Below are 22,177 nucleotides of genomic sequence, written 5' to 3' on the forward strand. Positions count from 1 at the left end.
TTTAACATTATACTACATTAGATATTCAATTCGTTCTTTTCACTTCTCTCTATACCCAAAATGGCAGTGATTTAAAAGTTTACTTTCATGCCGATTTTTTGCTAATCTCTAATCATGAACATATTTAGGAGGTAAAAATGAATCAACGAATTGAAAAGTTATCACAATGGATGAAAGAAACCGGCGTAGATGTATGCTTTTTAACGTCGCCGGATAATGTGTTTTATTTGAGCGGTTTTTTAAGCGAACCGCACGAACGGATGCTTGGCCTGGCTGTATTTCAAGAAGAAGAGCCATTTTTAATTTGTCCCGGAATGGAAAAGAATGACGCAAAACGTTCCGGATGGAACTATGAAATTATCGGGTACAGTGATATTGACAACCCATGGGAACTTGTACATAAAGCCATTCAAAACCGACTCGCAAAAGCGAATAAAATAGCGATTGAAAAAGAGCATATGAATGTTGATAGGTTTGAGCAAGTTTCGTCGATTTTCCCGGAAGCAAACTTTGTTTCCGCAGAAGAAAAGCTGCGCAAACTCCGAATGGTAAAAGATGAAAAAGAATTGAGCATCATCCGGGAGGCGTGCGCCTTAGCCGATTTTGCCATTGAAACCGGCGTTGCAGAAATAAAAGAAGGAAAAACGGAGCTGGATATCATTGCTGCCATTGAATATGCCCTCAAGAAAAAGGGCGTAACCGACATGTCATTTTCAACAATGGTATTAACAGGGGTTAACGCTGCTTCGCCACACGGAACTCCCGGCTTAACAAAAATTCAAAAAGGCGACCTTGTCCTCTTTGACCTTGGTGTGATCGTTGACGGCTATTGTTCAGATATTACAAGAACAGTGGCTTACGGCGACATCAATGAAAAACAGGCAGAAATTTACGAAACGGTGTTAAAAGCCCAAAAAGCTGCGCTGAAAGCAAGCAAACCCGGGGCTTTATGCTCAGAAGTTGATCTTGCAGCGCGCCGAACGATTTCAGAAGCCGGCTACGGGGAATTCTTCCCGCATCGGCTTGGCCACGGGTTGGGAATCAGTGTTCATGAATATCCTTCTTTAACCGAAACAAACAATCTTGCTCTTGAAGAGGGAATGGTTTTTACAATTGAACCAGGCATTTACGTTCCAGATGTTGCCGGCGTGAGAATTGAAGATGATGTTGCAGTGACTTCAAACGGAATTGAGATTTTAACGAAATATCCGAAAGAACTTCAGATTATAAAGTAAGACATACAGCACGAATTAAAATCGTAGTATTTTTGAAAAATCGCGGTTATATGAAAATTATCGCTGTTATTTTAGAAAAATCGCGGTTATCCAGAAAAAATCGCTGTTATTTTTAAAAAATAGCTGTTATCCGAAAATAATCGCTGTTATTTGATAATGATCGCTGTAAAATCGAATTTGTGCCATCAAAAAAATCCGGGGCGAGCATGCCACCGGATTTTTTACTCTTTTTACAATTGTTCAAGAATTGTTTTTGTGTCAGCATATTCAAGATTATGCGCTTCCGCAACCGCCTTGTAAGTAACATGGCCATTAAGCGTGTTAATTCCTTTCAGAAGGGCTTCATTATCAATGCATGCTTGCTTATAGCCTTTATTAGCAATTTGAATGGCATATGGAACGGTAACATTCGTTAAAGCAATTGTAGACGTGCGCGGAACAGCACCGGGTATATTAGCAACTGCATAGTGGACAACACCATGCTTTTCATAAGTTGGGTTATCATGAGTTGTAATCCGGTCGGTCGTTTCAAAAATACCGCCTTGGTCAACCGCAATATCGACAACGACAGATCCTGGTGTCATCGATTTGATCATTTCCTCTGTCACAAGTTTAGGTGCTTTTGCACCAGGAATAAGAACAGCGCCAATGACAAGGTCCGATTCTTTAACTGCTTCTCGGATGTTATATGGATTGGACATAAGCGTCGTAACATCTGTTCCAAAAATATCATCAAGCTGGCGAAGCCGATCAGGATTTAAATCAATGATCGTTACTTTTGCACCAAGCCCGATCGCCACTTTAGCAGCATTTGTTCCGGCCACACCGCCGCCGATAATTGATACTTTTGCTCTCTGCACACCTGGGACGCCGGATAACAAAATTCCTTTTCCGCCATTAACTTTTTCAAGGAATTGCGCGCCAATTTGAGGGGCCATCCGTCCGGCTACTTCACTCATCGGCGTTAATAAAGGAAGCGCACCGTTAGCCAATTGTACAGTTTCATAAGCAATGCCAACTACTTTCTTTTCAATCAAGGCTTTTGTTAAATCAGGTTCCGGAGCTAAATGTAAGTATGTAAATAAAATTAAGCCTTCACGGAAATAGCGGTATTCGCTTGGAAGGGGTTCTTTTACCTTCATAATCATATCCATCGACCATGCTTCTTCAGCCGTATCTACAATTTTTGCCCCGGCCGAAACATAATCTTCATCTGTAAAACCGGAACCGATTCCGGCTCCTTTTTCAATATACACTTCATGGCCGAAATGTACTAAGTTAACAACACCTGCAGGAGTCATTGCCACACGGTTTTCATTGTTCTTTATTTCTGCAGGCACTCCAATTCGCATATTTTGTAACCCCCTTAATAATAAAACCAAAACCGATTATAATATAACACCTTTCTCGGAAAAAAAGTAAGAAAAATTTTCTAAACTCTCGAATAAATGAAAGCACTTACATTTTACCAGAAAACGATTCACATCTTCAACTTCCTACAATAAAGTCGGATTATAAAAATAATTATGAATCTACTAAAAAAATTCTCTGTTCCATATCAGAAAAAGCTGTCTTATTCAAGACAGCGTCCTTTGCTGCTGATATAAATTAAATAAAAAATAGATAACAGGGGAGCATCATGTAAGTTGGGGTAAACGATAAGAAAAGGAATTTACTTGTTGTATTAATGTCTACGAAAATTTCATATCCAGAATATCGGATATTCTCTATTTTTGCGCAAATTATTGATTAATACTGCTATTAAAACAATGACTATTGAGCCAATTAATATGGGTGTGAATAGGTAACTCCATTTGTACGATCCAACTATCACAACAATTGGGTCTGCCCCTGCTGGCGGATGAGTCGTTTTTGTCAACATCATGAATGCGATAGCTAATCCTACACCTAAAGCGATCGTCCATGGTTCATTACCGAAAAAATGGTACACCGTTAAACCTACTAGCGAAGAAATAAAGTGTCCGCCTATAATATTCCTCGGCTGAGATAATGGTGCATCCCATACACCAAATGCTAACACACAACTTGCTCCAAATGGGGCTATTAACCAAGTTGCAGGAGTGATCTTTGTTAATACTGCCAAAACTAAAATAGTAATAAATCCTCCAATTAGTCCGGTCATTGCATCCTTTATATCCACTTTTAAAGGACTCCTTCCCTTCCCCTTCATTTTAGCCCAATAATTAGGACGAGATGGATGCAATACTGCCACTTTCTTCATCGCTGCGTTATTTGCAGATCTCATCTGACCTAACCTCCTTTCGTTTTGTTCCATATATCTAAATTGGCTTACTTAAATTAAATAAAGCACAAAAATTTATCGACTATTCAGTAAACTGAATTTTCTGAAAAATAAAAGCAAATTCAAGAGGCCATAAGTCGGCCCCTTTATATGTAAACAGAGCTCTTGCGATTTTTTCTAAAAAAGATATTAATACATCTGGACCAATTTGTCCAGCTGCAAGCACGCATTCCATTACTGGATTGCGTGCTTTTCAGTTTCAAGACATTTTTTTGCTTTGTCGATGGCCTTATAGATTTCGGCAAAGCCTGTTCCTCCAGCACTATTGCGCCGTTTAACAGCATTGTACGGGTTTAGTGCATCGTAAATGTCTTCTTCAAATAAAGGGCTTGATGCTTTAAATTCCTCTAATGTTAAATCAGCTAAAAAGCAGCCTTTTTGGACACATGAAAGCACAAGCTTTCCTACAATTTCATGTGCTTCACGGAAAGGAACCCCTTTATCCGCAAGATAATCAGCAAGCTCTGTCGCATTTGAAAAATCATTCTTTACCGATTTCTCCATCTGTTCCTTATTAACCTTCATTGTGCGGATCATGCCGGCAAAAATCTTCAATGAGCCTGTTACGGTTTTGACCGTATCAAACATCCCTTCCTTGTCTTCTTGCATATCTTTGTTATAAGCAAGAGGGAGCCCTTTTAAGACTGTTAGCAGCCCGACAAGATTGCCGTAAACCCTTCCCGTTTTCCCGCGAATAAGCTCCGCCATATCCGGGTTTTTCTTTTGCGGCATAATGCTGCTTCCGGTTGAAAAACTATCATCCAGTTCAATAAAGCGAAATTCCTGGCTTGCCCATAAAATAATCTCTTCACTGAATCTTGATAGATGCATCATTAGAATCGAACTGTCTGATAAAAATTCAAGGATAAAATCGCGATCGCTTACTGCGTCCAAACTGTTTTCATAGATGCCATCAAAACCAAGCAGCTCTGCGCTGTACTCCCGGTCGATCGGAAAAGTCGTTCCTGCAAGCGCACCAGCTCCAAGCGGCGATTTATTTATTCGTTTCAGACTTTCTGAAAATCGCTGTTTATCTCGTTCCAACATCCAGAAATATGCCATTAAATGGTGGGCAAACGAAATCGGCTGTGCCCGTTGAAGATGGGTATAACCGGGCATAATCGTTTCAACATTTTCTTCTGCTTTTTCGAGTAAAACTTCCTGAAACTCGCTGATTAAATCAATGATAATTAACACTTGTTTCCGCAAATATAAATGCATATCAACAGCAACCTGGTCATTACGGCTTCTCGCTGTATGCAATTTGCCGCCAACCGGCCCGATTTCCTCTGTCAGCATGCTTTCCAGATTTAGATGAATGTCTTCAAGCTTAATAGAATAAGAGAGCTCTTCATTTAATGCCTTTTCTTTTAATCTATTTAATCCTTCGATAATAAGCGTGCCTTCATCTTTTGTAAGAATGCCGCATTTCGACAGCATGGCGGCATGTGCAATGCTTGCTTCAATGTCTTCGAGCACTAATTCTTTATCGAACGAAATGGAAGCCCCGAACTCATCTACCCATTCCTCGGCAGATTTCGTAAATCTTCCGCCCCAAAGCTTTTTCACACTGTCACCTTCTTGTTGTTTACGATGCTTTGCACTTTTGTCGGAAGTCCCCACAATTTGATAAAACCGACAGCTGCACTATGGTCAAATGCATCATCTGATGTATAAGTAGCAAGCTTTTCATCATAAAGCGAGTACGGTGATTTTCTTCCTTCAACAATGGCGTGGCCTTTAAAGAGCTTGACTCTCACTGTTCCCGTTACATGCTTCTGCGTTTCTTTTAAAAATGCAGCGAGAGCGTCCTTAATTGGAGAGAACCACAAGCCTTCATAAATCACTTCGGAAATTTTCTTTTCAATGATCGGCTTAAAGTGGGCAACTTCTTTGACAAGCGTCAAATCTTCAAGTTCTTTATGCGCTTTAATCAATGTCATCGCTCCGGGACACTCGTATACTTCACGAGATTTGATTCCGACGAGGCGGTTCTCAACATGATCAATGCGGCCTACTCCATGTTTTCCGGCTAAAATATTCAGTTCTAAAATTAATTGTGCTAAGGAATAATGTTTCCCATTTAACGTGACAGGGATCCCTTCTTCAAATCCGATTTCTATAATATCCGGAACATCGGGTGTTGTTTCAAGGCTTGCGGTTAATTCATAAGCTTCTTCTGGAGGCGCAGCCCATGGGTCTTCTAAAATTCCGCATTCATTGCTGCGGCCCCACAAATTCTGGTCAATTGAAAACGGACTGTCCAGATCAATAGGAATTGGAATTCCATGTTTCTTCGCGTATTCAATCTCCTCTTCACGCGACCAGCTCCATTCACGTACAGGAGCAAGCACTTGAAGATCAGGATTTAATGCATTTATAGACACTTCAAATCTTACCTGGTCATTCCCTTTACCTGTACATCCGTGCGCTACGGCAACCGCTCCTTCTTTTTCGGCAACTTCAACAAGTTTTTTCGCAATAAGCGGACGGGACAATGCCGACACAAGCGGATATTTTCCTTCATATAAAGCATGCGCCTGAAGCGCCATTAAGGCATATTCATTTGCAAATTCCTCTTTGGCATCAATAACATATGATTGAACGGCTCCAACTTTTAGCGCCTTTTGTTGAACAAATTCAAGATCCTTTCCTTCACCTACATCCAAGCAGCAAGCGACAACCGAATACCCCTGCTCTTCCAGCCATTTAATTGCTACCGAAGTATCAAGACCGCCTGAATATGCGAGAACAACTTTTGGTTTAGACACGATGATTCCTCCTCATTATACGAATAAATATACAACTATGTATATTTTTATTCACTAATTGGTATTTACTTTAACAACTTTTACGAAAAATTTCAATAGTTATTCTAAAAAATGTATAGAAATTAATTTCTATACAGAAATTTTCGGAATTAAATGAAAATAAATAAGTAAAAAGGTGTGAAATAATTACAAAAATTGGTAATGAATATTTGCAATACGTGATTGCAGATTTTAAAAGGAAAATAGCTGAAGAAAGATAAATGGGAATCTCTAAGCATTTCAAAAGGACAGTCACAGCAATTTTGACAGCAAAAATTGAACAACCTATAGATGCTTCCATTTATATGTAATAAAATAAAGATAACAATTCAACATGGGGGCTTAGCACGGTGGAACACTTTACAGAAGATAAAAGACTTGGGATTCCTGTTCCTGATCTTTCCAGAGATTGGGACGAATACAGCCGAGAAACACAGCAATCGATCCTTTTACAATGGGAAAAAATTCGCGGCAGAATTCCCGATCGAATTGCAGAACTTGAGAGCATCATTAATAAAAAACAAGCAGAATTATCGGACGAAAGCGATTTCAAACGTTCATGTCAACTGAATAGTGAAATAGCCGACCTGGCTTCGATTATAAATGACTTATGGCTTTGGTACAGAACAAATCAAGATGTTTCCCAAAAGGTGCACCAATAGAAACTCCCTCTTAAGCTGCAAGAGGGAGTTTCTATTTTCTATAAATCTTTTCGCAATTCCCTGACGACATGTCCAAGTTCAGGCAGAATTAATTTGTTCATTGCTAGCCGAACGGCACCGGTTGAACCGGGAGTTGAAAACACAGCCTTATCTTTGATTACCCCTGCCACTGCCCGGGATAATATTGCAGCTGAGCCGATGTCTTCCTGGTAACTGAGCATCCGGAACAGCTCGCCAAAGCCGGTGATTTCTTTGTCAAACAGGCTGCTGACTGTTTCAATCGTTACATCACGTTTGGCAATGCCAGTCCCGCCGTTTGTCAGGATCACATCAATATCCGGATTCTGACAACCTTTCAACACTTCTTCCCTGATCGCAATCTCCTCGTCTTTTACTATCACGTAATCAATGATCAAGTGGCCGGCACCTTCAAGAAGCTCGATCATCAATTTTCCGCTTTTATCTGTTTGCTTGTCTCGTGTATCACTTACGGTGATCACTTTGCATTTTACTTTTCTCGGCGCCTCTTTCTTATGTTCCGTTGTGCTCATTGAAAACCCCCTCTTTTTTCTAATAAATATCTCATCTGATAATATTTTTGGGCAAAATCAGTGACTTTTCTTGTTAATTGATAATTGACTCCGGCCCCGATTGTCATGCTGATAAAAGGGATGCCTTGAACAGAACGGTTTTTAAATAATAGAATTAGAATTCCCTTCAGAACCTGCTTAAGAGGATGTTCAAGCCATGTAACATCTGTCAGCTCTTCTTTCCCTTCATAAAAGTAAAAATCATTTACATTTTCCAAATCCGCCATTAATTCTTCCCATGCCTGCCCCTGCAGCCTGGCAGGCAAAGTTGCCGCATGAAAAACTTTTAGAGACGTCATCATTTCAAAAGGCGTATTGACTTCAAAACTGTAAGTCATTGCTATCAGCTGAACTGCCCGAAGGTTAATGACAGCCATTGCCGGAAGATCGGTTCCAAGCAACAGAACACTCCCAGTTCCTGATAAACTTCCTTGCACTAATGAATATAGCCGATGACGTGAAATTTGCTGCTGTGCTATGTAACGAAGTTGGTCTATATGTAGTTTTTTCAGGTCAGATATTGTATGAATATCTTCGTGGAAAACCCGGCCTGCCGTCAGAATTCGTTCCTTTGCATCGTTTTGCAATTGCGATCCCTGGATAAGAGCATGAAGATGAAAAAGCCAATTATCCAATACGGAAAAGATTTGTTTTTGTGCTTCATCCGGAAGCAAATCAAACGACCGCTCCAAAAATTTTTCATAAGTTGCCTCTAAATCGTTTCTCTCATAACTGTACAGCTCGCTTTCCCAATCTCTTATTTCATTTAGAACTTCTTTTTCCCGTTCTGTTAATTCCATGGAAAAAAAGCCTCCCGGTTACAGCATATTTACTTAAGTATAGCATATCATTGGTGTTATTTTCCTCAGGTCTTAAAAATAGAAAAAAAGACAAAAGGCAATACCTCTTGTCTTTTTTGGATATGCTTATTTTGTCAGCCGTACGACATCCCGGGCAATCATGACTTCCTCGTTTGTCGGGATGACCATGACTTTTACCGGAGAATGTGGATAGTTGATGAATGCTTCTTCTCCGCGAACCTTATTCAGAGAAGGATCCCAGTATACCCCCATAAATTCAAGGCCCTTTAACACTTTTGCACGGATAACATCACTGTTTTCACCAATTCCGGCTGTAAAGATGATTGCATCTACGCCGTTCATGCGGGCTGCGTACAATCCGATATATTTATGAATGCGGCTCGCGAATACTTCAAGTGCAAGCTCAGCACGCTCATTTCCCTCAGCAGCTTGCGCTTCAATATCACGAAGGTCACTTGAAAATCCGGAAAGACCTAGCAAACCGCTCTTTTTGTTTAATATATCGAGAACTTCGTCAGCTGTTTTTCCTGTTTTTTCCATAATGTATGGAATGAGCGCCGGGTCAATGTTTCCGGAACGTGTTCCCATCGTTATCCCTGCAAGTGGTGTGAATCCCATTGATGTATCAATTGATTTTCCGCCTTCAATGGCTGCAATACTTGCTCCATTTCCGAGATGACATGAGATAAGGCGCAATTGCTCAATCGGCCGTTTAAGCATTTCAGCTGCGCGCTGAGAAACATACTTATGAGAAGTTCCATGGAATCCGTACTTGCGGATGCCGTATTTTTCATAATACTCATAAGGCAAGCTGTATAGGAAAGAGCTTTCCGGCATTGTTTGGTGGAATGCTGTATCAAATACTGCAACAGCAGGAACATTTGGAAGCACTTGCTGGAATGCTTTGATACCGGTTACATTTGCCGGATTATGAAGAGGTGCGAGTTCTGATAATGCCTCAATTTTTTTCAAAACTTCTTCAGTAATTAAGACAGAATCATCAAATACTTCTCCGCCATGTACAACACGGTGTCCGATTCCTTCAATTTCATCCAGTGATTTAATGATTCCAAGTGCAGTAAGCTTATCTAGCAATAGCTTAACAGCTGCTTCGTGGTTAGGAATATCTCTAACTTCTTTTATTTTTTCACCGTTAACGGTAATATTAAATATCCCATCATTGAGACCAATCCGTTCAATAAGACCCTTAGTGATGACTTCTTCACTCGGCATTTCAAATAATTGAAATTTTAATGAGGAACTGCCGGCATTAATAGCAATAATTTTTGACATTTACTACCGCTCCTTTTATATAGCAACATCTATAGTACGATGCCTATTTTAGTACAACGTTAGTTTGTACATTTGGCACCAAATATATCTTCCAACATCACATTAAATCACTAAAATTTATACTTTTCAAGGTAAATGTGATTTGCTGAACAAAGTAAATATATTCTGATATGAACAAATTTACTAAATCATTTGCAAATTTAATAGAACGATGCTACCTATTTCTGGAATTATCTGCTGTCCTCATTTTTTGCGGGAAATTTACAAAAATAATTAAAAGCCCTGCATCTCGCAAGGCTTCATAAAACATTTATTTATTCTCATTGATCCAAGTTTCAATTTTACGAAAGATGTTATCAACCGCTGCTGCATTTGATAGTGTCGGTAATTCTGCAAGCAATACTTGCTTCGGAGGTTTTACTTCCTCCCCTTTTTTCTGAACGATAAAAATGCTTTTGGAAGCATTTTTATTCTTAAACATCGATAACGGAAGTTGAAGAACACCCTGGATGACCAAATGCTCCTTTATAAAATCATGGAGCTGTGAAGCCTGATCACTTTCGAAAAGTCCGTTCGGAATTAAGAGAAACATATATCCGCCAGGTTTTAAATACCGGGTGCTTTGTTCTATAAACAAATGATGGGCATATGAGTGTCCGGACTTTGCCTTTAATTCGTATTCTGCAGCCCGCACATCATCCGGATAAAATCCAACAGGCAAATCACAAATAACAGCATCTTGCGGATCAACAAATAACGGCTGAAGGCTGTCCTGGTTGAAAAACTGAATTGGATGGGATTGAAGATTTGCATTTACAAATGCCAATCTTATTAACAGATCGTCGATATCAATTCCTGTCGCTTCAATCGCTTTATTTGGCTGCATGTTAAGAACTGTTGTTAAAAGGTTTCCGGTGCCGACTGCCGGATCCAGTATTTTGAAAGAATGTGCTTTTATAAACTTGTTCACTAAATAACCAAAAAGCATGCCAACTGCATCCGGAGTCATTTGATGGTTCGGCTGCACATTTTCTTTCATCCCTTTTAAGATCGCTAATTGGTACGCTTTCCGGATCTCTTCATTGCTATATTTTTCTAAATGAATCTGTTTATAACTTTTTTCAAGTCTTTTAACCGTAATTTCACTTAATTCTTCTTGCAGAACAGTATCTTGAAAGAGATTTTCCCCGGTCTCAGCCAAGGCATCCAAATATGTAATCGATAATTCTTCTTGTAGTATTTGTGCTGTTTCGTTAAAAACGGTAAATAATTTCTCTACTGCAGAGATACTCAAAACAATTCCTCCCGCTCAATTTCTATTTTTTTATTGTAACGGGCTTTTTTACGTGATACAAGTTTAACGAATCAAGAACAAAAGGCGCAAGCGCCCCGTTTAGCCCCGACAAGCACAAGACGAATCACACAAGAGTCGATAGACTCTGGAGTGATTTGGCTTGTGACCTCGAGGGGCTGGGCGCTCCTCGAAAAGCTAACGCTTTTCTTCGTGCGAAGAATCGCTTCCGAAGCGTTCCTTGTGGAGCCTGATTACGACAAACTCATTTCAAAGTTATTCACAAAGATGAAATTTATAATTTCCTCACTAGCGTTGCACAAAAAACATAAGAAAAAGTCAAGAGTATAAAATTGGGATTATTTTAAATAATATCCCAAAAAATGTATGGTTTGAATATTCTGATTTTATATTTCTGAGTATTTAAGAAAAAAAGGATAAGGGGACCTATTTGAAGGTAGTCCTTATCCAGATTTTTACAAATAAATAGGGTCATATGTTAAATCATCTAAATGCTGTACATCTCCTTTTTCAAACTGTGCTAGGGTTTCAATGAAAATTTGTTCATGGTTAAGTGGCCTTCGTCCATATGATGATCGATCAGGTGTTTTAAATAGTTCTTTTATAAATTCGAAGAAGCTTTTTGACCAATATTCTTCTATAAATTCAAACATCTCAAGGAGCGTTCCCTGATAACTTACTTTTTTCTTCATCAATAAAGTTAAACAAAAAGTAATCATGGCTATGTAAATTTGGTTGAAAACAGCATTCGCGCTCTTTCCATAACATCTTTTAATGATTAAATGCTGCTTCATCCACTTGAAGAAAAGTTCAATTTGCCAGCGATTACGGTAAAGTTCACTAATTTCTTGTGCACTCATTTTTGCATCATTGATGATGATAGATAGGGTATTTCCTTGACTATCTTTCGTTTCTATCAGTCTAACGGGATATTTCATCCTTCCCAGTTTTACTATTGCTTCCCGAGAAATGTTTGACGACGGGTCAACGGGAAGTTCTTCAATGACATGGATGACAGTGTTTTCCTTGATACGAGTACAAAATCGAATATTATGACGGCAGTACTCATCGAACTTTTTAAAATCAAAGTAACCCCGGTCAAACACATGGAGCGCATCCTTATCGATTATCATTAAACCATCTAACTGTGTGACATCTGCTGGTCTAGCAGGAGTAATCATGATTTTGTCTGGGAAAGTTTCCCCTTCATGAAATACTACTCGAGTATGGATTTTAACTCCAGCTTTTGTATTTCGAAAATCAGCCCATCGATACTGGCTAAGGCATAAGGAGATGGTTGTTGAATCAATAAGATGGATTTTTCCTAGTAAATCATCGCCCTTTTCTTTTCCGAATTCCCGATAGATTTGTTCAACCAAGTGATGCAAAATAACTTCAAAAATCTCCGGGGGTAGATCGGAGAGTTTGCGAGAAAGTTGAGATTTACTAATACTTTTTAAGCCAAGTTCTTTCTGTAATTTCTTTTTGTTTTTCACCTTGAAACTGATTTTTTTTAGGCTATCAAGCTGCTTCAATTGGGCATATATAAAAAGTTTCGTAAATGTTAGGCTATCCAGCTTTTTCACATATTTATCAAGCTTCATCTGATCAATCATTTTTAAAAAAACTTTTTCATCCATTGGTTGGATGTATTCCTTAAATACTGTTTTTATGGTATTCTTGTCCATAGAGGTCTCCTTATAATTGGGATTTGGACAGGACTACCTACCTTCCACCTAATTATAAGGTTTTTTTATGCACTTTTGAACAAAAAATACCATTAATTACAAATTATTCAATAAAAATTTTATGGGAAAAGCCTTGACAAATTAAATTTTATTTAATGCAACGCTAGTGTAATTTCCTTAACAATAAAAAAACCCCGGTCAACACACGGGGCCTTCAACACTTTGAATTACTTTGCTTGTTTAACAGCTTCGATTGCTGCTTCATAGTTCGGATGGTTCGTTGCTTCACTCACATATTCAACATAGGTGACTGTGTCATTGGAATCAATAACAAACACAGCACGGGCAAGTAACCGAAGTTCTTTAATCGCTACTCCGTACGCTTCACCGAAAGAAAGATCGCGGTGGTCGGAAAGTGTTTGGACATTTTCAATTCCGTTGGCTCCACACCAGCGTTTTTGAGCAAACGGCAAATCAACACTGATTGTTAATACTTTCACGTTATCAAGCTTTGAGGCTTCTTCATTAAATCGTCGTGTTTGTGCATCACAAACTCCAGTGTCAAGAGAAGGAACAACACTGATTAAGCGAACCTGCCCTTTTGTATCCGCTAAAGTTACTTCAGACAAATCGTTAGCTAATACTTTAAAATCAGGGGCTTTGTCTCCAACCTTTACTTCATTTCCTAACAAAGTGACAGGGTTTCCTTTAAAAGTGATTGATGCCATGAACTCATCCTCCTTAAAACAACATTTGTACAGTGTAAATCATATCTTTTCAGACTCTTTTTTGCAATTAAAAGGTTATATTTTCATAAAAAACATTCATGATTTTTTACCCCAACCCTAACATGGAAATAAGTTTCATTTTAAAACATAACCAACATAATAAGGCGGTGTGAGCGAAGCAAAGCTCAAAATATTTACATAGCTAAACTAGTATCTTGCTAAAAATAAGTTGGCATTTCTATTTTTGTTAGCGTAGCTCCGCCCCTTTTCCACAAAAAAAGTTAACCTTCATAATTGAAAGTTAACTTAAATCAAATCTTAAAATTCCAAATCTTTTTTTGGTCCGTTATTTGGGTTTTGCTCATACTCTTGATAATGAGTTTTATTCGAATGATCATTTTTCTTATCAAACATTTGCCGGATTTTCTCAACAGCCTGCGGTGCAAGATCCAATATTTTTTCATAAAGGTGTGTACTTTCATCAAGGTGGAGCATTTTTACACCTTGCGAATTGACAATCAAGAAAGCAATTGGCGTAATTGATACACCGCCGCCGCTTCCTCCGCCAAAAGGATGCTTAGATTGGCCTTGTACCGTTCCCTGTTCCTGTGAGGACCCTGTTCCTGATCCGTCTAATACAAATTCGCTTCCGCCTGCCGCGAAGCCAAAACCTACTTTTGAAACAGTTAAGATTACGCTTCCATCAGGGGTTTCAACGGGATCACCAATTATTGTATTCACATCAATCATTTCTTTCAAACTTTCCAACGCTGTTGTCATTAATCCTTGAATAGGATGATCGGACATATCTGCATCCTCCTTTTCTAGACAGATTTTGTTTTATCTCCAGAAAAGACGGACAGAGCCTTTGATCGAAACTTGGGTTTTCCGCCTTTCCAATATTTAACCAGTTTTATTCCTGCTAACATAGCATGCCCGATTCGAAATTGAAACATACATCTGAGCGTCGTTTGAGAATATGCTCTTTGAAAGTTTGGCGTAATGTTTATTTTCGGCATTACTTTTAGTTTCATATTGAGGCTTATAACACCAACAATGCTCCCCTTTACTGCCCAAAGCGCTCCAATAAGCATACCGGTGTAGGCTGCATCGCCGATCCCGGCAACGGTGAACCATTCGAATTCCTTGATCGTTATTTTTTTCAATAATTTGCGGATGATTTTATGAAGTCCAATAACATGTGTAAGAATCTCTTTTATATCTTTAAAAATGTTGAGCAAATCTTCTGCCGAATATTGCTTCGTCTCTTCTTTACTCGGCTTCTTCTGATGTCCCATCTGTTTTTCTTGTTTCAAAACGATCGTAGGGGAATTCTCATCTATTTTTATAAGAGGGATTTTCAGCTTGTATCTAAAAAGGCCAAACCACGCTCTTAATTCCAACTTTAAATGGTCGTTATCCTGAACATGATCATAACTCAAATATATTGTTAGTCTTGTTGCAAGAACGATCATCAATAAAAAAAGCAGAACCGCTAAGGCAATGACCAACCATTTCACTATGTTCACAACCTTTCAGCCTGCTAGTATCGTCTTAAACAAAAAAAAATAAACCTGCCGTCAGTAAATTTTGGCAGGTTTAATTTTTTATCTTTCGTGTATAACTGTCGTATCTGCAAACAAATCATGAAGCCCTTGTTTTTTCGGAAGAAAGGCAACAATTACATAACCGACGACAACAGTTGCGGAGATAAATCGCCCAATACATTCCCTGAACAGGACCGTTCCCCAGCTTAATTTGCCGCCGTCAAGATCAATGACTTTCAGTCCAAAAACCATTTTGCCCAATGTCTGGCCGAAAAACTTAGTCATTAATAAAAAGTAGCCATAGAATGTAATTGCAGTTGCGATTGAGATTGGTGCAAACATGCTTATTTCATGAAGCGGCAAATCAAAAAGCCTGAATAACGGGTTGACGATCATTCGATCAATGCTACCGATTACAAGCAGATCAAGAAGGTATGCCCAAAACCGCATCCAAAATCCTGCATAACGGTAAATCGATTGCTCTGCTTGCATATTTGCTTGTTTCAAAGCGGAAGAGTTTGATTCCTCTGTTAAAGCCGAGAAGTTCTCATTGATGCTTTGTCCGGAAGGTGCTCCCGTGTTATTTTGTTCAGAATCAATATGATCCTGATGCACTGAATCGTTAAAATTCATTTCCTGTTCCCCCTTACTCAGCATATAGATACATCAGTCTGGGAGAATTCGGCTGTGATAGTAATTTCATGAGGCCGGACATTTCCATGTCTTCTCCCATTAATTTACGGGCACCCATGCTGAATAATGAGCCAAATCCAAGATTTTCTGAATAACTGATAACTTGAGCACCTTTTAACTTATGGTCTTTTTTCAAATTCTCAACAACATCATCAAAATAGCCAAAACCATCAATTAGATTTAAATTCTTTGCTTGGCGGCCGTCATAAATTCTTCCGTCGGCAATTTTCTTCACTTCTTCAACCGGAATTCCGCGTCCTTCAGAAATTACTTTTACAAATCCCTCATAAGAATTTTCAATCATCGATTGCAAAATTTTACGTTCTTCATCCGTCATTTTTCTTGTTGGACTCATAATGTCTTTATATGGTCCGCTTTTAATCGTAACAAAGTCTACGCCATACTTTTTAGCAAGGCCGGCATAGTTCACCCCTTGTATAATGACCCCAAGAGAACCTGTTAATGTTTCAGGGCTGGCATAAATCTTATCAGCGGCTGCAGAAATGTAATACCCGCCTGATGCTGCCATTGACCCCATTGAAACGTAGACAGGTTTTTTCGTTTCTTTTTGGATTTCTACAATTTTATCGTGAATTTCCGCACTTTCAACTACTCCGCCGCCGGGAGAATTAACCCTAATAATGATCGCCTTAACAGTTTTATCTTCTTTTACATGATCAAGCTGTTTCATAAAAGCTTGATGATTGTACCCTCCGCTCTCAAATAATGTCATTGTTTCACCGGTATCTTGAATAACTCCATTTACATTCAGTACGGCGATTTTCTTAAATTCGTCTCCTTCTTCGATCACTTCTTCTAAAAACATTTCGTCATTCATCGGAAACAAATCCTTCAATGAAGTTTCAAAATCTTTAATTGCAAATGCAGATAAAAAATTAATGATTACCGAAACAAAAAATAATCCAGCAGCGATTCCGAGTGCTGCCCAGCGTTTTCCATTCATGCTGTTAATACCTCCCTTTTATAGTTCACAATACTGTTACGTTCTAAATATCAAATTGTTTCAAAAAATGTTACACTAATTTTAGATTAATATTTTATCAAATTGGGTAATATTTGGAAAGATACGAATAATTATATGGAGGTATGAACCATGCCTAATCGCCGCAACTTGTATTTCTTCTATAGAAGGGATGAAGAGTTACAGGAAAAATTAGATCCCCTTTATGACTTAGCGAGAAAATACGATTTCACCGTTGTTAAAGATTATCGGGATGCGAACATTATTGTCAGCATCGGCGGGGATGGAACCTTCTTGCAGGCTGTCCGTAAAACAGGTTTTAGGGGAGATTGTTTATATGCGGGCATTTCAACTACCGAACATTTAAGCATGTATTGCGATTTTTATATTAACGATACTTCCAAAATGGTTGAAGCAATGACAAATGAACAAATTGAAGTCAGAAGATACCCGACGATTGAAGTAACGGTTGACGGTGAATCAAATTTCCTTTGCTTAAATGAATTCAGCATTCGTTCTTCCATTATTAGAACGTTTGCAATGGATGTTTACATTGACGAGCTTTATTTTGAAACATTCCGCGGCGACGGAATGATCGTAGCCACACCAACCGGAAGCACCGCTTATAATAAATCAGTAAACGGATCGGTCGTTGATCCTTTGCTTCCTTGTATGCAAGTGAGTGAAATCGCTTCCATGAACAATAACAGCTACCGAACTCTTGGATCATCTTTTATTTTGAGCGGAGACAGAATATTAACCTTAATAGTTGTTCCTGATGGAAACGAACATCCGACAATGGCAATGGATAATGAAGCATTAAGCATTAAGCATGTGAGAAAGATTGAAGTGAAATTAAGTGACAGGATCATTAAAACTGTAAAACTTAAAGACAATTCATTTTGGGAAAAAGTCAAAAGGACATTTTTGTGAAAACAAAGGCCGACCCCTTCAATACAACATAAAGACAAAAGATTCTATATAATCGTCATTGCCGGAGGGAGTCGGACCCTTATTATATTTCCATACCTTTTCCTCTTTTCAGTCTTAATTCTAATGCGGCGGCCAGTTTTGTCCGCGACACAGAATAGATGGTTAGTGCTGCCCAAATAAAAGTGAATGACAGCAAATGAAGTTTTGTGAACTGTTCGCCGTACACAAAGATCCCTAATATCAATGTGATAGTTGGCGCAATATATTGAATGAAACCAAGCATCGATAATTGTATCTTTTGTGCTCCCTTTGCAAAATAAAGTAATGGGATGGCCGTTGCAGCGCCTGCTCCAATTAAGAGAAGGCCAGTAGGCAGCGACCCGTTCAAAAATGAGCTTTCTCCCTGAATAAACAGAATTCCGATATATACAAGAGCGAGAGGAGTGACAGCCATTGTTTCCAAAGTCAGACCGATCGCAGAATCCACTTTAATTAATTTTTTTGCCAGTCCATACAAGCCGAAAGTAACGGCAAGCATGATGGCAATCCACGGAAAACGGCCGTAAGATAATGTCAAAATAAGAACACCGATTAAAGCCAGGAAAAACGAAAAGTATTGGGCGATAGACAGACGTTCTTTTAATACAAACATCCCAAGCAATACACTGACAAGAGGATTAATATAATACCCTAAACTCGTTTCAATCATTTGGCCATTGTTAACTGCCCAAATATATAAAAACCAGTTGACGCTTATAAGAAGTGAGGCTGCACCAAGCGCCATAAATTGTTTTTTATTTGCCGAGAGTGCACGGACGGTAGCGGTAAATGCCTTCCATTTGTTCGTAACAAGCAGTACAACAAGCATAAAAACAAAAGACCAAAATACCCGGTTTGCCAAAATCTCATGTGCCTTCACATGACCAAGCAGTTTCCAGTAAATCGGAAGGATTCCCCAAAGAAAATAGGAAAAAGCGGCATACAAAGCTCCCATCTGTTGTTCATTTTTTATCATTGTGTTGTTCCTCAATTCTTTCTAGTCTCGAAATAATTCTATTATAAATCGAAAGAAAGAATGCCGCCAACTTTTTTTATTGGGATTTGCAACCTCATAACGTTAACTAAAAAAAGGAAGGGTCAGACCCATCAATATTTTCTAATTATCAATTTCTCCGCCAACATGATCGAAACATTCAAATATATAATTGCTGTTTTAAGATTTTTTGAATGCTTCCATTTCTTTTTGACGCAGTTCAACTCGCCTGATTTTTCCGGATGTCGTTTTCGGCAGCTCAGATATAAATTCGATTTTTCGCGGGTATTTATACGGGGCAGTCAGTTTTTTAACATGTTCCTGGAGTTCCTTCACGAGATCAGGAGTGTCTTTATCAACACTATCACGTAAAACAACAAATGCTTTAACGATATGGCCGCGAATTTCATCAGGGCTTGCAACAACGGCACATTCTTTTACATATGGATGCTTAACAAGTGCATCTTCGACTTCAAAAGGTCCAATTGTATAACCGGAACTGATAATAATATCGTCTCCCCGGCCTTCAAACCAGAAATAACCGTCTTCATCTTTTTTCGCTTTATCACCAGTAATATAATAATCGCCGCGGAATTGCATAGCCATTCTCTCAGGATCTTTGTAGTAGTGTTTAAAAAGGGAAGGGGTTTCAATGTGAACAGCAATATCACCGACTTCACCAACAGCGCATGGCTCTCCCTTTTCATTAATGATTTCCACTCTGTTACCCGGAGTGGGCTTACCCATAGAACCAGCTTTCAATTCCATTCCTTTTGTGACACCGACCAGCAATGTATTTTCCGTCTGTCCATACCCGTCCCGGACATCCACATGAAAATGTTTCTTGAACGTATCAATTACTTCCCTGTTTAGCGGTTCTCCGGCCGATACTGCACTGCGCAGCTTCGGCAGCTTATACTCGTACAGGTTATCGACTTTTGCCATTAACCGGTATTCAGTTGGAGTACAGCATAAAACATTTACTTCATATTTTTCGAGGAGATGCAAGAATTTATTTTGTTCAAACTTTCCGTTATAGGAAAGACCGGTTGCACCTGACCCCAATACAGATAAAAACGGGCTCCAAATCCATTTTTGCCATCCCGGACCGGCTGTTGCCCAAACCATATCACCCTCTTCAATCCCGAGCCAATTGGCGGCTGCGATTCTTAAATGGGCATATGCCCAGCCGTGTGTATGAACAACTCCTTTTGGATTTCCAGTTGTTCCGGATGTATAAGATAAAAAGGCCATATCATCCTTAGACGTATCTGCCAGAGGGAATTCATCTGAAACCTTTGTCATTGCTTCATCCAAATGAATCCAGTTATCCGAACTTCCGCCAATCACAAATTTGAGTAAAGACCGAGCTTCTTCAATTCCTGAAAACTGGTCCACATATTGGTAATAGCTGACAATCCCTTTCGCATCACCATGGCTGATTCGGTATTGCAAATCTTTTGTACGAAGCATTTCAGAACTGGGGATCACAACAAGACCGGCTTTTAAAGCAGCTAAATATACTTGGTATGCCTCAATTAGACGAGGAACCGTAATGAGAATAATATCTCCTTTTTGTAAACCGCTATTTAAGAAAACGTTTCCAATTTTATTTACATTTTTCATTAATTGCGCATATGTTATCTCTTTTGTTTCCCCTGCTTCATTTTCCCACTTTAGAGCAAGCTTCTCCGGATCCTTTGCAAACCGCTCTATTTCGGATACTAGATTGTATTTTTCAGGTGCAATAAAATCCTTCAATTTCATCAAAATTCCCCCTAACAATATTTTTCTATTCAAAATCTCTTAGTTCTCCGTAAAAGACATTATACTAAATTATCAAAAAATTTAAAATTATTTTTTTAGAAAAGGAAATTAGAAACAAGGACGCGCGAAATTTTCGTGGATGTCTATTCAAGGATAAAAATTGGCCAGGCGCTGCAACATAATTAAAAAAGGAGCAGGTATTTAAACCCGCTCCTTGTAGCCATTGTATTTATTTTTTATTATTTAGAGAAACCTCCGCCTAATTGTTGTTCAGCCATTTGAACTAAACGCTTAGTGATTTCTCCCCCAACTGAACCGTTAGCGCGAGAAGTAGTATCTGCACCTAGGTTAACTCCAAATTCAGTTGCGATTTCGTATTTCATTTGGTCTAGAGCTTGTTGAACTCCTGGAACCAGTAATTGATTTGAACTGTTGTTTCGTGCCATGTGATATCACCTCCTTATGGGTATAGAGTGTGTAGAATCACATGGCTTCATTCTATCGAAAGATTGGTAATTGTTTCACAAAATAGCAATAAACATTTTGATCTGTTAAAAAAGATGATCAAATGTTTCTTCAGCTTGTTTCGCATTAGGTTTTATATGAATGACTTCGGTTTCGTTTACAGCTTTTGTAATATATGGTTCGAAATCAATATAACTTTCATAATGATGAACCTTATCTCTTCGCGGTTTTGTTTTTGGCGATGAAGGAACAAAAACGGTACAGCAGTCTTCATACGGGCGAATCGAAATATCATGAGTTCCTATTTCACGTGAAATTTCAATGATTTCTGTTTTATCCATAGTAATGAGCGGCCGAAGTACAGGTGTATTCGTAACTTCGTTGATCGCAAACATGCTCTCAAGTGTTTGGCTCGCTACTTGGCCAAGGCTTTCGCCTGTTATTATTGCAAGACCGTTATGCTTCTTACGAATTTCATCAGTAATTCGGAGCATCAATCGCCTTGTAACTGTCATGGAATAATTATCAGGCACCTGTTTTTGGATCAATTGCTGGATCTCTGTAAAAGGAACAACATAGAGAGTCATAAAGCCGCTTACTTCGGAAAGTTTTTCAGCAAGATCAATCACCTTTTGCTTTGAACGCTCGCTTGTAAATGGCGGACTGTGAAAATGGACAGCTTCCACTTCCAGGCCTCTTTTCATTGACAAATATCCGGCAACAGGGCTGTCAATTCCTCCTGAAAGCATAAGCATCGCTTTGCCGCTTGACCCGACAGGGAGTCCGCCTGCACCGCGAATATTCTCGCAAGTCAAATATGCAGCTTCTTTTCGAATCTCAATCTGCATGTTTATATCAGGATTTTTTACATCTACTTTCAGCCCCTCAATATTTTTTAAAAGATGGGCTCCGAAAGTATGGTTGATTTCATCTGTAGATAAAAAGAACGTTTTGTCCGCTCTTTTTCCAGTAATTTTAAAAGTATTTCCCGGCTTATATAAACTCTTAAACAAGTCAAGAACCGCTTCTTTCATTACATCAATATCTTTTTCAACCTTGACAGCGGGACTAAAAGATTGAATGCCAAACACGCCTTTTAAACGCGAAATAATTTCTTCGCTGTTTTCTCCATTTAATAAAACATACATTCGATCCCGGCTTGCTTCTATTTTCACATTAGGAAAATCTTTTAATACTCTCTTAATGTTCATTTTTAATTTTTCAACAAACTTGTTCCGGTTTCTGCCCTTTGTCGACATTTCTCCGTAGCGAATGAGAATTCGGTCATAGTTCAT

General features: G+C 38.8%; 21 protein-coding genes. 3 read left to right on the top strand and 18 right to left on the bottom strand.

Features of this window, described 5'->3' with window-relative positions:
• The first annotated feature begins 137 nt into the window (after positions 1–137).
• On the top strand, positions 138–1,235 hold the full coding sequence (locus C0966_RS11105; RefSeq protein WP_274855516.1) for a M24 family metallopeptidase: 1,098 nt from the start codon (positions 138–140) through the stop codon (positions 1,233–1,235).
• A 230-nt stretch (positions 1,236–1,465) separates the two neighbouring features.
• On the opposite strand, the gene ald is transcribed toward C0966_RS11105, so the two are convergent.
• The 4 genes from ald to C0966_RS11125 form a co-directional block, all read right to left on the bottom strand.
• Positions 1,466–2,587 carry an alanine dehydrogenase gene (gene ald / locus C0966_RS11110; protein ID WP_274855517.1) on the bottom strand — a complete coding sequence of 374 codons (1,122 nt, stop codon included), beginning with the start codon at positions 2,585–2,587 and terminating at the stop codon, positions 1,466–1,468.
• Positions 2,588–2,937: 350 nt separating this feature from the next.
• On the bottom strand, positions 2,938–3,477 hold the full coding sequence (locus C0966_RS11115; protein WP_274855773.1) for an HPP family protein: 540 nt from the start codon (positions 3,475–3,477) through the stop codon (positions 2,938–2,940).
• A 255-nt stretch (positions 3,478–3,732) separates the two neighbouring features.
• Entirely contained in the window at positions 3,733–5,127 is a 1,395-nt protein-coding gene (gene argH, locus C0966_RS11120) for an argininosuccinate lyase (RefSeq protein ID WP_274855518.1), read from the bottom strand.
• Positions 5,124–6,329, bottom strand: coding sequence for an argininosuccinate synthase (locus tag C0966_RS11125; RefSeq protein ID WP_425535925.1), 1,206 nt, complete (start codon positions 6,327–6,329; stop codon positions 5,124–5,126). The genes argH and C0966_RS11125 overlap by 4 nt, the downstream gene beginning before the upstream one ends.
• A 389-nt stretch (positions 6,330–6,718) precedes the next feature.
• Between C0966_RS11125 and C0966_RS11130 the strand changes: the two genes are divergently transcribed.
• A complete protein-coding gene (locus C0966_RS11130; RefSeq protein WP_274855519.1) occupies positions 6,719–7,030 on the top strand; it encodes a hypothetical protein in 312 nt (103 codons plus the stop codon).
• A 38-nt stretch (positions 7,031–7,068) separates the two neighbouring features.
• On the opposite strand, the gene C0966_RS11135 is transcribed toward C0966_RS11130, so the two are convergent.
• The 10 genes from C0966_RS11135 to sppA form a co-directional block, all read right to left on the bottom strand.
• Positions 7,069–7,581 (bottom strand): MogA/MoaB family molybdenum cofactor biosynthesis protein, encoded by a 513-nt coding sequence (locus C0966_RS11135; protein ID WP_274855520.1) that lies wholly within the window; start codon positions 7,579–7,581, stop codon positions 7,069–7,071.
• Positions 7,578–8,420: an EcsC family protein gene (locus C0966_RS11140; protein ID WP_274855521.1), complete on the bottom strand. Its 843-nt coding sequence runs from the start codon at positions 8,418–8,420 to the stop codon at positions 7,578–7,580. The genes C0966_RS11135 and C0966_RS11140 overlap by 4 nt, the downstream gene beginning before the upstream one ends.
• Before the next feature lie 126 nt (positions 8,421–8,546).
• A complete protein-coding gene (locus C0966_RS11145) occupies positions 8,547–9,734 on the bottom strand; it encodes an acetate kinase (protein ID WP_274855523.1) in 1,188 nt (395 codons plus the stop codon).
• A gap of 310 nt (positions 9,735–10,044) precedes the next feature.
• On the bottom strand, positions 10,045–11,028 hold the full coding sequence (locus C0966_RS11150; protein ID WP_274855525.1) for a class I SAM-dependent methyltransferase: 984 nt from the start codon (positions 11,026–11,028) through the stop codon (positions 10,045–10,047).
• Between the two features lie 473 nt (positions 11,029–11,501).
• Positions 11,502–12,734, bottom strand: a complete 1,233-nt coding sequence (locus C0966_RS11155) for an IS4 family transposase (protein ID WP_274853102.1) — start codon at positions 12,732–12,734, stop codon at positions 11,502–11,504.
• A gap of 227 nt (positions 12,735–12,961) precedes the next feature.
• Entirely contained in the window at positions 12,962–13,462 is a 501-nt protein-coding gene (tpx, locus tag C0966_RS11160) for a thiol peroxidase (protein WP_274855527.1), read from the bottom strand.
• Between the two features lie 318 nt (positions 13,463–13,780).
• Positions 13,781–14,269, bottom strand: a complete 489-nt coding sequence (ytfJ, locus tag C0966_RS11165) for a GerW family sporulation protein (protein WP_274855530.1) — start codon at positions 14,267–14,269, stop codon at positions 13,781–13,783.
• 17 nt (positions 14,270–14,286) lie between these two features.
• Positions 14,287–14,982 carry a DUF2953 domain-containing protein gene (locus tag C0966_RS11170; RefSeq protein ID WP_274855775.1) on the bottom strand — a complete coding sequence of 232 codons (696 nt, stop codon included), beginning with the start codon at positions 14,980–14,982 and terminating at the stop codon, positions 14,287–14,289.
• An 87-nt stretch (positions 14,983–15,069) separates the two neighbouring features.
• Positions 15,070–15,642, bottom strand: a complete 573-nt coding sequence (locus tag C0966_RS11175) for an RDD family protein (RefSeq protein ID WP_425535926.1) — start codon at positions 15,640–15,642, stop codon at positions 15,070–15,072.
• 13 nt (positions 15,643–15,655) lie between these two features.
• Entirely contained in the window at positions 15,656–16,666 is a 1,011-nt protein-coding gene (gene sppA / locus C0966_RS11180; RefSeq protein WP_274855531.1) for a signal peptide peptidase SppA, read from the bottom strand.
• Positions 16,667–16,816: 150 nt separating this feature from the next.
• Between sppA and C0966_RS11185 the strand changes: the two genes are divergently transcribed.
• Entirely contained in the window at positions 16,817–17,617 is an 801-nt protein-coding gene (locus C0966_RS11185) for an NAD kinase (RefSeq protein WP_274855533.1), read from the top strand.
• Between the two features lie 82 nt (positions 17,618–17,699).
• Here the strand turns inward: C0966_RS11185 and rarD are convergent, their stop codons facing one another.
• From rarD to thiI, 4 genes are all read right to left on the bottom strand, one after another.
• The gene (gene rarD / locus C0966_RS11190) at positions 17,700–18,632 is read right to left on the bottom strand and encodes an EamA family transporter RarD (protein WP_274855534.1); all 933 of its coding nucleotides are present in this window, start codon (positions 18,630–18,632) and stop codon (positions 17,700–17,702) included.
• A 198-nt stretch (positions 18,633–18,830) separates the two neighbouring features.
• Positions 18,831–20,417 carry an acyl-CoA synthetase MbcS gene (gene mbcS, locus C0966_RS11195; protein WP_274855535.1) on the bottom strand — a complete coding sequence of 529 codons (1,587 nt, stop codon included), beginning with the start codon at positions 20,415–20,417 and terminating at the stop codon, positions 18,831–18,833.
• Between the two features lie 239 nt (positions 20,418–20,656).
• Positions 20,657–20,863, bottom strand: coding sequence for an alpha/beta-type small acid-soluble spore protein (locus C0966_RS11200; RefSeq protein WP_004438929.1), 207 nt, complete (start codon positions 20,861–20,863; stop codon positions 20,657–20,659).
• Positions 20,864–20,968: 105 nt separating this feature from the next.
• Complete coding sequence (thiI, locus tag C0966_RS11205) at positions 20,969–22,177, bottom strand: tRNA uracil 4-sulfurtransferase ThiI (protein WP_274855539.1); 1,209 nt, start codon at positions 22,175–22,177, stop codon at positions 20,969–20,971.

Source organism: Bacillus methanolicus, assembly GCF_028888695.1.
Taxonomy (GTDB): domain Bacteria; phylum Bacillota; class Bacilli; order Bacillales; family Cytobacillaceae; genus Bacillus_Z; species Bacillus_Z methanolicus_B.